General features: G+C 65.4%; 13 protein-coding genes and 1 pseudogene. 5 read left to right on the forward strand and 9 right to left on the reverse strand.

The features are described from left to right. Nucleotides 1-21: 21 nt before the first annotated feature. The 3 genes and pseudogenes from MKK62_RS14940 (at nt 22) to MKK62_RS14950 (ending at nt 1,771) form a co-directional block, all read left to right on the forward strand. Nucleotides 22-471 (forward strand): cupredoxin domain-containing protein, encoded by a 450-nt coding sequence (locus MKK62_RS14940; RefSeq protein ID WP_350355725.1) that lies wholly within the window; start codon nt 22-24, stop codon nt 469-471. Then, nucleotides 468-1,397: a metallophosphoesterase family protein gene (locus tag MKK62_RS14945; RefSeq protein WP_240259732.1), complete on the forward strand. Its 930-nt coding sequence runs from the start codon at nt 468-470 to the stop codon at nt 1,395-1,397. Before MKK62_RS14940 ends, MKK62_RS14945 begins: the two co-directional genes overlap by 4 nt. Further along, nucleotides 1,394-1,771: pseudogene (locus tag MKK62_RS14950) on the forward strand (hypothetical protein). Before MKK62_RS14945 ends, MKK62_RS14950 begins: the two are co-directional and overlap by 4 nt. Here MKK62_RS14950 and MKK62_RS14955 read toward each other — a convergent pair. Then, a complete protein-coding gene (locus MKK62_RS14955) occupies nt 1,728-2,960 on the reverse strand; it encodes an adenylate/guanylate cyclase domain-containing protein (protein WP_240259730.1) in 1,233 nt (410 codons plus the stop codon). The pseudogene MKK62_RS14950 and the gene MKK62_RS14955 overlap by 44 nt on opposite strands. A gap of 71 nt (nt 2,961-3,031) precedes the next feature. Here MKK62_RS14955 and MKK62_RS14960 point away from each other — a divergent pair, with 71 nt between their 5' ends. Then, entirely contained in the window at nt 3,032-4,435 is a 1,404-nt protein-coding gene (locus MKK62_RS14960; RefSeq protein ID WP_240259728.1) for an HNH endonuclease signature motif containing protein, read from the forward strand. Between the two features lie 7 nt (nt 4,436-4,442). Here MKK62_RS14960 and MKK62_RS14965 read toward each other — a convergent pair whose 3' ends face one another. The 5 genes from MKK62_RS14965 to MKK62_RS14985 form a co-directional block, all read right to left on the reverse strand. Then, entirely contained in the window at nt 4,443-4,670 is a 228-nt protein-coding gene (locus MKK62_RS14965; protein ID WP_240259726.1) for a deoxyribodipyrimidine photolyase, read from the reverse strand. Between the two features lie 84 nt (nt 4,671-4,754). Further along, the gene (gene rfbC / locus MKK62_RS14970; protein ID WP_240259724.1) at nt 4,755-5,357 is read right to left on the reverse strand and encodes a dTDP-4-dehydrorhamnose 3,5-epimerase; all 603 of its coding nucleotides are present in this window, start codon (nt 5,355-5,357) and stop codon (nt 4,755-4,757) included. Between the two features lies 1 nt (nt 5,358). Beyond that, on the reverse strand, nt 5,359-6,354 hold the full coding sequence (gene rfbB, locus MKK62_RS14975) for a dTDP-glucose 4,6-dehydratase (protein WP_240259722.1): 996 nt from the start codon (nt 6,352-6,354) through the stop codon (nt 5,359-5,361). A gap of 22 nt (nt 6,355-6,376) precedes the next feature. Beyond that, a complete protein-coding gene (locus MKK62_RS14980; protein WP_240259720.1) occupies nt 6,377-7,240 on the reverse strand; it encodes an LLM class F420-dependent oxidoreductase in 864 nt (287 codons plus the stop codon). A gap of 19 nt (nt 7,241-7,259) precedes the next feature. Continuing rightward, a complete protein-coding gene (locus MKK62_RS14985) occupies nt 7,260-8,111 on the reverse strand; it encodes an LLM class F420-dependent oxidoreductase (RefSeq protein ID WP_240259718.1) in 852 nt (283 codons plus the stop codon). Between the two features lie 50 nt (nt 8,112-8,161). On the opposite strand from MKK62_RS14985, the gene MKK62_RS14990 reads away from it, so the two are divergent. Beyond that, entirely contained in the window at nt 8,162-10,381 is a 2,220-nt protein-coding gene (locus tag MKK62_RS14990) for an MMPL family transporter (RefSeq protein ID WP_350355726.1), read from the forward strand. Here MKK62_RS14990 and MKK62_RS14995 read toward each other — a convergent pair. Genes MKK62_RS14995 through MKK62_RS15005 form a run of 3 tightly spaced genes read right to left on the reverse strand, consistent with a single transcriptional unit; the run spans nt 10,378 to nt 13,721 of the window. Next, nucleotides 10,378-11,514: an acyl-CoA dehydrogenase family protein gene (locus MKK62_RS14995; RefSeq protein ID WP_240259716.1), complete on the reverse strand. Its 1,137-nt coding sequence runs from the start codon at nt 11,512-11,514 to the stop codon at nt 10,378-10,380. The two genes, MKK62_RS14990 and MKK62_RS14995, sit on opposite strands and share 4 nt — an antisense overlap. 12 nt (nt 11,515-11,526) lie before the next feature. Then, nucleotides 11,527-12,474 carry an NAD-dependent epimerase/dehydratase family protein gene (locus MKK62_RS15000; RefSeq protein ID WP_240259714.1) on the reverse strand — a complete coding sequence of 316 codons (948 nt, stop codon included), beginning with the start codon at nt 12,472-12,474 and terminating at the stop codon, nt 11,527-11,529. After that, nucleotides 12,471-13,721, reverse strand: coding sequence for an aminotransferase class I/II-fold pyridoxal phosphate-dependent enzyme (locus tag MKK62_RS15005; RefSeq protein ID WP_240259712.1), 1,251 nt, complete (start codon nt 13,719-13,721; stop codon nt 12,471-12,473). The genes MKK62_RS15000 and MKK62_RS15005 overlap by 4 nt, the downstream gene beginning before the upstream one ends. Nucleotides 13,722-13,770 lie beyond the last annotated feature (49 nt).

Consider the following 13,770-nt stretch of genomic DNA (forward strand, 5'->3'; position numbering starts at 1 on the left):
CCACGATGGAGGTGTGTGGTCATGCGCGGACAACTCTGGGGCGCGCGCGTTCTGCTCTTGACGGTGACGGTGGCGGGGTGTTCGTCGCCGCCGCCGGCCAAGGCGCCGTCGGTGACGTTCGGTCCGGCGGCGTCCACACCGGGGATGGGCGGCATGTCGCCGATGCCGAACATGCCTGCGGGGCCGTCAGCTCCGACGGCCGGACCCTCGGCTCCGGTGGCCGGAAACGCGGTGTCCATCGACAACTTCGCGTTCTCACCGGCGACGATCACCGTCAAGGCTGGGAGCACGGTCACCTGGACCAACCGGGACGAGGAACCGCACACCGTTGTCGCCAACGACGGATCTTTCCACTCACCTGGAATGGGCTCGCAGGCAACGTTTTCCTTCACCTTCCCCAAAGCCGGCAGCTATGACTACGTCTGCTCGATCCACCCGTTCATGCGCGCCACCGTGGTGGTGACGCCATGACCGACGAGCCGCACACCATGAACCGGCGTCAACTCATCCGGCACAGCGCGTGGTTCGGCGCGGCGGTCGGCCTCGCGGTGGTCGGCGGCGAGGTCGTCTCCCACGTCGCCGGCACCGCCGACGCGGCACGCAGCCCGAGCCGGCCCGCGTTGCGTTTCGCTCAGGTCAGCGACAGTCACATCGGGTTCACGGGTAAAGCCAATCCTGATGTCGCAGGGTCGTTTACGCATGCGATCGGTCAGATCAACAACCTGGGCTACGAGCCTGATTTCGTGATCCACACCGGTGATCTGACACATCTGGCCACCCCCGGGCAGTTCGATCAGGTCAAGCAGATGATGTCCGGATTGCGGACCCAGCACGTCTTCACCGTTCCTGGCGAACATGACTCCATCGACGACGTCGGCCAAAAGTACCGCAGCGCGTTCGGTGCCGGGACACGAGGTGACGGCTGGTACAGCTTCGACATCGCCGGTGTGCACGTGATCGCGTTGGTGAACACGCTGAACCTCAAAAAGCTCGGGCATCTCGGTGTCGATCAGTTGGACTTCGTCGCCAAAGACGTGGCGGCGCTGCCGAGTGACACCCCGATCATCGTGTTCAGCCACATTCCGCTGTTCGCCATGTACCCGGATTGGGGGTGGGGCACCGACGACGCCGCCCAAGCGCTCAGCTACCTGCGCCGATTCTCGTCAGTCACTTGCCTCAACGGCCATGTACACCAACTGTTTTCCAAGACCGAGGGCAACGTGACGTTCCACAGCGGAACTACTACCGCCTATCCGCTACCGCATCCCGGTGACGGACCGGCTCCCAAGCCGGTGACACTGCCCGCCGGAAAGTTACGGGACGCGCTGGGCATCCGAGAGGTCAGCTACGACCGAGGTCACACCACACTCGCGCTGAAAGAAAAGACGCTGCAATGATTCTGATACGACTAGCGATCGCGGTGGCGACGGCGGTCAGCGGCGTCAGCCATGCGTATCTCTATATCCATGGCTATCACCATATCCCGATGATCGGATCTGCTTTTCTCGCGCAGGCAAGCGTCTCGCTCGCGCTCGCTCTGCTGATCCTGCTCGGCGGCCCGTGATGGCTGCAGTGGGCCGCCGCCGGCCTGGCCGGTGGCGCACTGGTCGCCTTCGTCTTGTCGCGCACCGTCGGGTTGTTCGGTTTCAGCGAAACCGGTTGGCAGCCAGCCCCACACGCGGCGATCAGCGTGATCGCCGAGTTGCTGACGGTCGGATTGTGGGCGATCACGCGTCCTGTCTTCGCCCGGTCAGGTACCAGGTGTGCATGACACCCTTGCCCTTCACGTCGATCTCGCCGCGCTCGGTGAACACGAAACGACCGCGCAGGCGGCGATACGTGTCGTCCGGCACCTGAATACGCCCGACCTCCGCGGTGGACTCCATCCGGGACGCGACGTTGACGGCATCGCCCCAGACGTCGTAGAAGAAGCGCTGCGATCCGACCACGCCGGCCACCACCGGACCGCAGGCCAAGCCAATGCGCAGCGGAACGGCACGACCACGCGAATCAGTTAGGCCGGCAACAGCTTCGGCGACGTCGAGGGCCAGATCGGCCAGCGCTTCGAGGTGGTCGGCGCGGGGTTCCGGGACGCCACTGACAACCATGTAGGCGTCGCCGCTGGTCTTGACCTTCTCCAAGCCGTGCCGCGTCACCAGCAGGTCGAGACTGCTGTAGAGGTCGTCCAGAAAACTGATCAACTCCTCTGGCGGCGTGTCGCTGGCCCGCTCGGTGTAGCCGGCGATGTCCGCGAAAAGGATTGACGCATCGTCGTATTTGTCCGCGATCACCGACCCGGGCCGGTCCTTGAGTCGTTGAGCGACGGCGCCGGGCAGGATGTTGGCCAGCAACGCTTCGGAACGCTGATACTCCTGCTCCAGAGCCGCCTCGGCGCTGGCGATCTGGCGTAAGCCGTACCAGACGATCGCGACCGCCATGACGCCCGCCGCGCCTGCGTTGACGACGAACCCCACGGTGATGAGCCACGAAAGTTCGGCGCCGGTATCGTGCGGGACGGTGAATTCCAGCGCGATGACAATGGCGACACCGACCACCGCCACCGCGACGGCCAGACCGACGCGTTCGATTCCGACGATCATCACTGCGGCCGCGCCCGTGATGAGAAGGTAGAACTGGACACCCGAGCCGGTACCTAGGTGCCAGCACAAAAAGGTGACGGCCGCATACACGACCGTGATGTAGGCCAGGGGCGGGGCGAGCTCGCCGAATCGGTAGAGCAGCGGAACCGTCGCCAGCACCGTGGCGACACCGAGGTCGACCAAGCCGATGTAACTCGGGCTCGGGCTCAAGACCAACTCCATGACGCCGAAGCCCGCGGTGATGGCGACGCCCATGGCGGTCGCCAACAGCAGCAACCGGCGGCGCCGGGCCGCGGCCGCGTCGTAGTGCCGATTCCGGGCTATCGCACACCCCGGCCGTTCGGCCTTGACGCTGACCATCAGCGCATCGTCTCACCCTGATCCCGTCTCGCGGTGCATTCTTGTCCGACCCCTTTGGCATTATCGAACGCATGTTCGAAGAAGCGTCGTCCGTCATCGACCGGCTGCGCGCTGCTGCGCGGGCGGAGAACCGCGCAGCGGGTGAGCGGCTGACCGTCGTCGGCGAATTGGATGTGCTGTGGCTGAGGCGATTCGGTGAGCGGGAGAGCTGGGGGACCGACACCCACGACGCGATCAACGACGAGATCGCGGCGGCGCTGGGCATCACGCGCAAGTTGGCGGACAGTTACCTGGAATACGCCCGGGCGCTGCGGCTGCGGTTACCGCGGGTCGGGGCGCTGCTGTGCGCAGGCGACATCGACTACCGGACCTTTCGGACCATCGTCTACCGCACCGATCTGATCACCGATCCCGACATACTGGCCGCCGTCGACGCCGACCTGGCGGTGAAAGTCCCACGCTGGCCGGGTATCACCCAGGGCCGGTTGGGTGGCTACGTGGATTCGGTCGTGGCGCGCGTCGACCGCGATGCAGTGCGGCGACGGCGGGAGCGCCGCGGTGGTCGCGAGTTCTCGATCTGGGGCGACGAAGACGGTCTTACCGAGGTTTTCGGCCGGCTCGTTACGACCGATGCGCATGCGGTCGATGCCCGGTTGGATGCGCTCGCGGCGACGGTGTGCGCCGACGACCCGCGGACTCGTAGTCAGCTTCGGGCCGACGCGATGGGCGCGCTCGCAGTCGGTGCCGATCGACTCGCCTGCCGCTGCGGACGGTCCGGCTGTCCGGCGGGATCGAAGCCGCCCGCAAGCCCGGTGGTGATCCATGTCGTAGCAGACGAAGCAAGCCTCCGGCCAAACGCGCCGAAGCCCGGCTCGTTGATCGGGTCTGACGCGCTCATCCCGGCTGAGTTGGTTGCCGAGTTGGCCCGTACTGCCAAGCTGCGCCCGTTGGTTCATCCCGCGGATGCACCGCCTGAACCGGGATACCGGCCATCGCGGGCGCTGGCCGACTTTGTCCGTTGTCGCGACCTCACCTGTCGCTTCCCGGGCTGCGATCAACCCGCGACACGGTCCGACATCGACCACACGGTTCCGCACGCCGACGGCGGAGCAACTCACGCCTCGAACTTGAAAACCCTATGCCGCCTGCACCATTTGATGAAGACCTTCTGGGGCTGGCACGACCGACAGCTCGCCGACGGCACGTTGATCTGGACGTCACCCGCGGGGCAGACTTATGTCACGACGCCCGGCAGCGCGGTGCTGTTCCCAAGTCTCTGCGCGCCGACCGGCGGGCTCGAGCAATCGCTCGGTCGGTCGTGCTGCGTCGACCGAGCCGCGATGATGCCCAGGCGGGTGCGAACCCGCGCGCAGAACCGGGCCAATTACATTGCCGCGCAACGGCATCACACTCGTAAAGTGCGTGAGTCTGCCGCCATCCCGCTCGTCGCGAACGACGAGCCGCCGCCCTTCTAGTCGCCGGTTATTTCTTGGACGGGATTACAATCACGACGATCAGCGTCAAAATACTGAAAAAGAATCCGAGGATTCCCCAGCCAATTGCGCTGCGGCCCTTGGTTCCTGCGATGATTGCGCAGACGATCGCGGCGATGACGCTGCCGATCGCGACGAAAATGCCTTTGATGCCACGCAAGATGAAGCCTGCGGCTTCCGGCTGGCTGTAGCTGGCCAGCAACAGTTGATGAAGCATGACGACCTCCTTGACGCCAAGACGGGGTCTTTAGTCTGAAACCCCAGCTAAAGGTACCCCCAACGGCAGGTAACCAACCGTCATTCAGTGGGCGTGTAAACCCTCGACAAAAGCCCGGGCCTCGTCCCAGGTCGGCAGCAGTCCCGCGGCTCGCACCTCGTCCAGCGTCGGCGCCGCGGCATCCCGGTCGGAGATCACCAATTCGTGACCGTCCGGCCACTCGATCGCCAGTGCCGGGTCGGTGGCGTTAATTGTATGTTCGCGTTGCGGGCTGTACTCCGAGGAGCACAGGTACATCACGGTCGAATTGTCCTCCAGCGCAAGGAAAGCATGGCCGAGTCCTTCGGAGATGTACACCGATTTGCGGCTGCGGTCGTCCAGCGTCACAGCGTCCCATCGACCGAATTTGGGGGAGCCCACCCGAATGTCGACCACGACGTCAAACACCGAACCCGATACGCAGGTCACGTATTTGGCCTGACTCGGCGGCAGTTGGGCGAAGTGCAGGCCGCGCAGTACGCCGGCCGCGGACACCGAGCAGTTGGCCTGGCGGACGTCGAGTCGATGGCCCGCGAATCCCGTGAATTCCCGGTCGGTGAGCCACTCGAAGAACAGGCCCCGCGAATCCGGATGCAAACGCGGAGTGATCTCCCATGCGCCGGCAATCTCGAGTTCACGGACCTCCACGTCACTGCCCCCGTTGTTCGTAGCGCGCCTCGACAGCGTCTTTGAGTGGCCGCCACCAGGATTCGTTGTCGCGATACCAGTCGATGGTGGCCCGCAGGCCTTCAGCGAAGTCGGTGTGCTTTGGTGCCCAACCCAATTCGGAGCTCAGCTGCGAGGGGTCGATCGCATAGCGGAGGTCGTGCCCGGTGCGGTCGATGACGTGGTCGAAGTCGTCGGGCTCACGGCCCATCAACTCGAGCAGGGTCCGCAGCACCGAAAGGTTGTCACGTTCGCCGTCGGCGCCGATCAGATAGGTTTGCCCGATCTGGCCCCCGTCGAGGATGCGGCGTACGGCGTCGTTGTGGTCGTCGACGTGGATCCAATCCCTGACGTTGGCGCCCGTGCCGTACAGCTTGGGCCGCCGGCCGGTCAGCACGTTAGTGATCTGACGTGGGATGAACTTCTCCACGTGCTGGAACGGCCCATAGTTGTTGGAGCAGTTGGAGATTGTCGCCCGCACACCGTAAGACCGCACCCAGGCTCGCACCAACAGATCCGAGGCGGCCTTGGTCGACGAATAAGGGCTCGACGGGTTGTACGGCGTGGATTCGGTGAACCGCTGCGTGTCATCGAGTTCGAGGTCACCGTACACCTCGTCGGTCGAGACGTGGTGCAGCCGCACGTTATACCGGCGCACCGCTTCCAGGATGGTGAACGTCCCGACGACGTTGGTCTGCACGAACGGCTCTGGGTCGGCGAGCGCATTGTCGACATGGGTCTCGGCCGCGAAATGCACCACCGCGTCGGACTCGGCGACCAGCCGCGAGACCAGCTCGGCGTCGGTGATATCGCCCTGAACCAGCGTGATGTCGCCCGAAACCGGGGCCAGCGACTCACGGCTGCCCGCATAGGTCATCGCGTCCAGCACGGTCACCGTGTCCTCGGGATGATTGCGCACAGTCGAGTGCACGAAATTGGCACCGATGAACCCGGCCCCCCCGGTGACCAACAACCGCATGGACAAGACCCTAGCGCGGCGGTCAGCTCAGGGGCGTCAATCCCAAAGGTCCGGCGAGAGATTCCAGCGCGCCGAGAAGCTTGCCGTCGGGTCCGCCCAGCACCTGGATGGCGACGTGATCGGCCCCGGCCTCGTGGTGCTCGTTGAGTCGGGTCGCCACCTGTTCGGGCGTGCCGTGTGCGACAACCGCGTCAATCAACTTGTCGCTGCCGGGTTTAGTGACATCGCTGTCGGTGAATCCGAGCCGGCGCCAATTGTTGACGTAATTGCTCAAGTCTAGGTAGAACTCGACGGTCCGGCGCCCGATGTCGCGGGCCTCGTCGGCGTTGTCGGTGAGCACGATCTTGTGCTCGGGAGCCAGGAACACCGTGTTGCCGACCAGTTCCCGGGCGTGGGCCGTGTGCTCGGGCGTGGTCAGGTACGGGTGGGCACCCGCACTGCGCTCGGCGGACAGCGCCAGCACTTTCGGCCCGAGCGCCGCGAGCACTCGTCGACTGGTCGGCACCGACGCGGCGTCCAGCGCGTCGAGGTACTCGACCAGGGCGTCGAACGGCTTTTGGTAGACGTCGGTGTGTTCGCGGTGTCCCACCCCGATGCCCAGCAAAAACCTTCCCGGATAAGCGCTTTCGATACGCTCGAACGACGCGGCCACGTCCGCAGCCGGCGACGCCCAAATGTTGATGATCCCGGTGGCCAACTGCAGCGTCGACGTCTCCGCCAGCGCCGGCTCCACCCAGCTGAGGTCGGCGTCGGGTGAACCGCCCACCCAGACCGCGCCGTAGCCCAGCGCTTCGATCTGCTTGGCCACGCCAGGGCTCACCGAGCGGCTGCCCAGCCAAACCCCGTAGCGGCCCAAGTCGGGTTTGAGCGAAACGCCCTCGGTCATCACGTCCCCTTGTCGTGGTCTAGGCCGGTGTCAGTCCCAGCGGCCCCGCCAATTCCGCCAGGGCCGACACCAGGTTTTCATCTTTGGTCAGAACTTGCACAGGCACGTGGTCGGCACCCGCGTCAAGGTGCTCCTTGAGCCGCGCCGCGATGGCGTCCGGGGTGCCGTAGGCGACCACGGCATCGATCAGCCGGTCGCTGCCCGGAAATGTCGTCTCTTCCTCGGAGAATCCGAGCCGCTTCCAGTTGTTGCGGTAGTTGGCCAGGTTGAAATAGACCGGGAGCATCTTGCGGGCCACGGCGCGGGCATGCTCGGCATCCGTGGTCAGCACCACCTTGTGTTCAGGCGCGAGGAACGCTGACGGCCCCATCAGTTCGCGGGCCTGAGCGGTGTGTTCCGGGGTGGTCAGGTATGGGTGCGCGCCCGCGCTGCGTCGCGCGGACAGCTTCAGCACCTGCGGCCCCAGGGCCGCTACGACCCGCCGGTGGGCGGGCACCCCGAACTCGTCGAGCTCGTCGAGGTATTCCACCAGCGCGTCGTAGGGCTTGCGGTACTCGGTGACCGCCTCGGGGTGTCCGACGCCGATTCCCAGCAGGAAACGGCCCGGGTAGGCGCGATCGATCCGGTGGAACGACTCCGCCACCGGCTTGGCCGCATCCGACCAGATGTTGACGATGCCGGTGGCCACCTGCAACGTGGTCGTGGCTTCCAGGATCGGTTCGACCCAGGCGAGCTCGGCGGGCGGCGAACCGCCGACCCAGACCGCTCCGTAGCCGAGGGCTTCGATGTCTTTGGCTTGCTCAGGCGTGACGCCACGTCCGAAAGATCCAAACCGGCCGAGGTTGGGTTTGCTCGCAGCAGAATCGGTCATGTTGCCTCCAACCTACCGCCGGACCGCGTCTATTCCAGGTTTGGTACCGGATGGCTTTGGGTAGCTTCGCCCCGATGCTTTCGATGCTGGCGCGCCTGGTGATCGCGGCGCCCAGGCGAGCGCTCGCCGCAGTGTTGTTGTTCACCGTCGTCGCAGCCATCTTCGGCGCCACTGTCACTGAACATCTTGGCGCAGCGGGGTTTCAAGACCCGGGGTCGCCGTCATCGCGCGGTATGAAGGTTCTCACCACGACATTCGGCCAGGGCGAGATGGATCTGACGCTGGTGATCCGCGCCCGGGGCAGCGTGCAGGATAAGTCGACAGCGGCGGCGGGCCGCACGCTTGTCGATGAATTACGCCGATCCGAATTCGTCAAGGATGTCGAATCGCCCTGGGACGGGTCACCGCTGGCTGCCACCCTGGTCGGCAAGGACGGCAACACCGCGCTGGTGATCGCGGGTATCACCGGTTCGGAGAACGACGCGCCCAAGCATGCCAAGACAATCGCGGACCGGTTCACCGGGCAGCGCGACGGGCTACAGGTGATCGCCGGAGGGACGGCGACCGTCGCGTCGGAGATCAACGACCAGTCAGAGCGGGACCTGGTCGGGGCCGAGGCGATCACGCTGCCGCTGTCGCTGATCGTGTTGGTGTGGGTGTTCGGTGGGCTGTTCGCCGCGCTGCTACCGCTGGTGGTGGGTGGCTTGGCGATCATCGGGACGCTCGGCATGCTGCGGGTGATCACGATGTTCGCCGACGTGTCGGTCTTTTCGCTGGACCTGACCACCGCGATGGGCCTGGCCCTGGCGATCGACTACACGCTGCTGCTGATTCACCGGTACCGGGAGGAGTACGCCGAGGTGGGCGACCGCGACGTCGCCCTGCGCCATGCCATGGTGACTGCGGGGCGGACGATCTTGTTCTCCGCCTGCACGGTGTTTCTGGCGGTCAGCGCGCTGGCAGTGTTCCCGATGTATTTCCTGCGCTCGATGGCATACGCCGGCTGTGGGGTGGTCGCGTTGGCCGGTCTGTACGCCGTCGTCGTTGCGCCCGCCGTGATCACACTGCTCGGCGACCGCATCGAGTCGTTGAACATCAGGGCGTTGTTCGGTCGTGGTCACCCGAATCCTGATGTGCGGCAAGGTGTTTTGTATCGGGTTGCGACATTCGTCATGCGCCACGCAGTGCCCTGCGCTGTGGCGGTGGTGGCCCTGCTGCTGCTTCTCGGGTCGCCGTTCGCCGGCGCGCACTTTGGTCTGCCTGACGATCGGGTGCTTCCGACGAGCGCGCAATCCCGCCAAGCCGGCGACATCGTGCGCAGTGAGTTTCCCGCCGATCCGTCGGCGGCCACCTCGATCGTCATCCCAGACGCACGTGAGCTCAGCGTCGGCGACATCGCCGACTACGCGACCGCGCTGTCGAACGTGCCCGGCGTGGAAGCCATTGCGGCGCCAAGCGGTTCGTACGTCCAGGGTCAAGTCGTCGGGCCGCCAGGGCTTCCGGCTGGCGTCAAGGACGGAAGCGTGTGGATGTCGGCGAGCATCCCGGGTTCGTCGCTGGACTCCCGGTATCGAACGGCGGTCGACCAGCTTCGGTCGGTCCCGGTGCCGCATCGTGCCGAGGCGTTGTTCACTGGCGCCGACCAGTTGAACCGCGACTCGGTCGATCAGATCGTGCACCGGCTTCCGGTGGTCCTGTTGCTGGTTGCGGCAACAACTTTCGTCCTGGTGTTTCTGCTGACCGGCAGCCTCGTGCTGCCCCTGGAAGCCTTGGTGCTCAACACGTTGTCGTTGTCGGCGACGCTGGGCGCGCTGGTCTGGGTGTTCCAGGAGGGACACCTCGGTGGCCTGGGCACGACGGCGACCGGAACTCTGGTCGCCGACGTGCTGGTGTTCCTGTTCGCCACCGCGTTCGGGTTGTCGATGGACTACGAGGTCTTCCTGTTGTCGCGGATCAGGGAGCATTGGCTGAAATCCGCACAGCGCCAGGAGGACAACACCGAGGCGGTGAGAATGGGCATCGCCACCGCGGGCCGAGTCATCACCGCCGCCGCGCTGCTGATGGTGATCGTGTTCGCCGGACTGTCCACCGGCCAGGTGTCATTCATGCGGATGATCGGCGTCGGCCTGGCGCTCGCCGTGATTGTCGACGCCACACTCGTGCGGATGGTGCTGATGCCCGCGTTCATGAAGCTGGTCGGCCGGTGGAACTGGTACGCACCCAAGCCGCTCGCCAAACTCCATGCGGCCGTAGGAGTCAGCGAGAGCTAGCCGCGGGTCAGGTCGATCTGACCGGCCAACTCGTGGTCGATCAGGAAGGTCCCCGCCTCGCGCAGGTTGGGCGGATGGAACGAGTAGGCGCTGATACACCCGACCAGGTAGGCGACCTCGGGATCGGTCGCGAAGCCGACCCCGCCGACCCGCGAGACCATCCGCGCGACGCTGGTCTGTAGCTGGTCGCGAAGCCCCAGCCGGATCCACAGCAGATCCGCGAACAACGCGTCGCTGCGGTCGCCGTCGTCGTAACGGGCCGCGACCATCCGCAGGGCCCGCCACACGCCCTCGATCGGAGAGAACAGCTCGACGAAATCGGACTCGTCGAACTGCGGCCGGTCCACCAGCTTGAGCGCGAGCCGGGTGGCGGCGCCGATGTATCCCGCGGTGATGATCAAGCCGAACAGCACGTAACCCGACTTCTCGTTGCGGCCATCGGGATCTTCGACGTCGCTCACCATGGACAGATCGCTGGGGACAAAGACGTTGTCGAAGTTCACCGCATGCGTCTGCGCGGCGCCCAGCGCGGAACTGGTCCACAACGGTGCGACGGACAGTCCCTCGCTACCGTTCCAGATCAGCGTGATCGCTCGCTGATCGGTGTCGCTGAGCACCACACTGGCCATCACGCAGTCCATGCTGTCGGCCAGGCTGCAGGGCTTCTTGCTGCCGGTCACCGTGTAACCGCCGTCGACGGACTCCGCTGTCATGGTGGGGCGAAAGACGCTGCCGTCGATCGTGCCCTCGGAGAAGCCCGACGCGAACACGGTGTTGTTCTCGATCAGCGACTTGACCAGCCCCACGGTCGTCTCGTCGGCGGTCTCGGCGAAGTCGACCAGACCGGCGACCGACAGATAGTGCATGGTGGTCGCCGCGGCCAGCGAGGGGCTGAGATAGCCGACACCGCGTTGCAGCTCAACGGTTTCCACACATGTCGCGCCGAGCCCGCTGAGATCTCGGGGTGCGGTCAGGCGCGGGCCGCCGTGCTGCTTCCACAGGTCGACCACTCCGGTTGCGGGGTCTTCGACGGCCATCAGTCCCAACTTCTCCAGCGTGTCGGTGAGTTCGGGCAGGTGCCTTCGCACGGCGCCGACGTAGGAAAGTCGGGCTTCGAGATCGGTGCGGTCCATCAGGGTGACTCCTTAATTGTCGCGGGCGGCCAAGTACTTCTTCAGCGCCGCAGCCGAATTCATCGACGGCCGCCAGTCGGTGGTGGATTGCAACAGCCCGGAGTCCAGCAGCGGATCACCGAGCGTCACCCAGTGACCAGAGAAGGGAGACAGGTGCATACGGAACAGCAGGTTCGCCCCCGGCTTCAACAGGCGCAGCGGACCCGGGATCAACCGGGCGCCGGTGATCGTGCAGACTTCTCGCACGCTGATGTGGTCCGCCGGGGACACGTTGTAGAGGCCGCCCAGCCCTCGGTCGAGAATCGCCGCATAGGCGTCGACGAGGTCGGTGTCCCAGAGGAACTGATAGAACGACCGCGACGGTGACGGAAACACAACCGATTTCGACAACATGGTCCGTAGCCCCGAGTTGTCGAAATGCCCGCCCACTACGTAGCAGGGCCGTACGACGGCCAACGTCGTCTTGCCATCGCCGTTCGCCCAGTACCAGTTCGCCAGATGCTCCACCAGCGCCTTGTGCTGGAAGTAGTAGTGGCCAGTGTCCTGGTCGCCGGCGGGATAGCGGGTCTCGGGGTATTGCCGGCCGGTGCCACAGGCCGTCACGCCGAGGGCGTTCGCGCTCGAGGTCAGAATCAGTTGCCCGATTCCCACTTCGTGGGCCTGTTCGAGGAGGGTTCGGGTCGCCGCGACGTTGACCTGGTAGGCGCGGCGTTTGTCGCGTGGCTCCTCGACGCAGTACGCCAGATGGACCAGCGCGTCGTAACCGCGCACCGGCGCGAGGTCGAACGAACCGCTCAGGTCCAGATGTGCCTGGCGAATCTTGCTGTGCCGCAAACTTGTCGGATGACGTCCCAGCGCCGTAACTTCGGCGATGTCGTCGTGGTCGCACGCCCATCGCAGCACGGCACGACCGAAGTCGCCGGTCGCGCCCGTGATCGCGAGCCGAAAGCCGTCCCTCATGCAGCTGCCAGAGCCCACGAGAGTTCGCCGGCGAGCGTCTGTGCCGACCAACGGATTTCGTCGACGCTCAGCTCCGAGGTCATGCACACTCGCAGCACCGGCTTACCGACGGGCACGGCCGGGTAGATCGCCGGCGTGACGAAGACTCCGGCGTCGCTCAAGTTGTTCCAGCTCAGCACCGTCCGCAATTCGTCGAACAACCTGATCGGGATGATGGGGGACCAATCGGGACTGTCCTCGTCGGGTCGGTTCAACTCGACGTCGAGCGGCCTGAGGCATTCACGCATCAGACGAGCGTTGCGCTCCAAGCGTTTCCGGCGTTCGGCACCCTCGCCGCTGCGGATCACGTCGATCGCTGCGGCTGCGGCGGCCATCGCGCCGGGCGTTCCCGACGTGCTGAACCACAGTGAACGCGCGCTGAATCGGATCTCGTCGATGATGTCCTGCGAGCCGGCGACGAAACCGCCCAGCCCGCCGATCGCCTTGGACAGCGAGCCCATCAGCACGTCGATGTCCTGAGCCGTGCCGGTGAGTTCGGACAAGCCGGCACCGGTCGGCCCGAATACCCCGATGCCGTGGGCTTCGTCGACCATCAGCAGCGCGCCCGCGTCCTTGCAGACGCTGATGATCTGTTCGAGCGGGGCGGTCGAGCCCTCCATCGAATAGAGCGAGTCGACCAGAACCAAGATGCGTCGAAACGTCGTTCCGGCGTGACGTGCCAGCGCGTCCTTCAACGAGGCGACGTCGTTGTGGTCGAATCTCTCCTCGACGGCTCGGCTCAGCCGTACCCCGTCGCGGATCGAGGCGTGCGCATAGGAGTCCACCACGGCGAGGCAGTCCGGGCCGATCAGACCCTGGATGGTGCCGACGTTGGTCTGGTAGCCCGTGGTGAATACCACCGCGTCGTCGTGGCCGAGCCAGCCCGCGATCGTCTTCTCCAGCGTGACGTGCAGGCTGTAGGTCCCGTTGAGTAGTCGGCTGCCAGTGGTCCCGGTCCCGAATTCCTCGGTCGCGCGCACCGACGCGGCGACCACGTCCGGATGCGTCGACAGGCCGATGTAGGAGTTGGAACCCAGCAGCACGCACTGGCGCCCGCGGACGCCCACCCGTGGCGGGTTGACCGAACTGATCTCCTGGAAGAACGGCATCTGCCCGATGGCGGAGAAATGTCGCGCCATCGCGACGCGCTCGCTGACATCTGTCGAGATGTCACCGGTCACCGAGAATTTCTGCCCGTCGCTGCCCATGTTCTACGCCCCCCGTGTCGTTGCCCCTGGCGACGACGGCGGCACCTGG

Origin of the sequence: Mycobacterium paraterrae (assembly GCF_022430545.2) — a bacterium.
GTDB classification, from domain to species: domain Bacteria; phylum Actinomycetota; class Actinomycetes; order Mycobacteriales; family Mycobacteriaceae; genus Mycobacterium; species Mycobacterium paraterrae.

What these genes read in the sequence shown, in the direction of transcription:
- MKK62_RS14940 (WP_350355725.1), top strand. Translation starts at nt 22, where the DNA reads ATGCGCGGACAACTCTGGGGCGCGCGCGTTCTGCTCTTGACGGTGACG.
- MKK62_RS14945 (WP_240259732.1), top strand. Translation starts at nt 468, where the DNA reads ATGACCGACGAGCCGCACACCATGAACCGGCGTCAACTCATCCGGCAC.
- MKK62_RS14955 (WP_240259730.1), bottom strand. Translation starts at nt 2,960, where the DNA reads ATGGTCAGCGTCAAGGCCGAACGGCCGGGGTGTGCGATAGCCCGGAAT.
- MKK62_RS14960 (WP_240259728.1), top strand. Translation starts at nt 3,032, where the DNA reads ATGTTCGAAGAAGCGTCGTCCGTCATCGACCGGCTGCGCGCTGCTGCG.
- MKK62_RS14965 (WP_240259726.1), bottom strand. Translation starts at nt 4,670, where the DNA reads ATGCTTCATCAACTGTTGCTGGCCAGCTACAGCCAGCCGGAAGCCGCA.
- rfbB (WP_240259722.1), bottom strand. Translation starts at nt 6,354, where the DNA reads ATGCGGTTGTTGGTCACCGGGGGGGCCGGGTTCATCGGTGCCAATTTC.
- MKK62_RS14980 (WP_240259720.1), bottom strand. Translation starts at nt 7,240, where the DNA reads ATGACCGAGGGCGTTTCGCTCAAACCCGACTTGGGCCGCTACGGGGTT.
- MKK62_RS14985 (WP_240259718.1), bottom strand. Translation starts at nt 8,111, where the DNA reads ATGACCGATTCTGCTGCGAGCAAACCCAACCTCGGCCGGTTTGGATCT.
- MKK62_RS14990 (WP_350355726.1), top strand. Translation starts at nt 8,162, where the DNA reads ATGGCTTTGGGTAGCTTCGCCCCGATGCTTTCGATGCTGGCGCGCCTG.
- MKK62_RS14995 (WP_240259716.1), bottom strand. Translation starts at nt 11,514, where the DNA reads ATGGACCGCACCGATCTCGAAGCCCGACTTTCCTACGTCGGCGCCGTG.
- MKK62_RS15000 (WP_240259714.1), bottom strand. Translation starts at nt 12,474, where the DNA reads ATGAGGGACGGCTTTCGGCTCGCGATCACGGGCGCGACCGGCGACTTC.
- MKK62_RS15005 (WP_240259712.1), bottom strand. Translation starts at nt 13,721, where the DNA reads ATGGGCAGCGACGGGCAGAAATTCTCGGTGACCGGTGACATCTCGACA.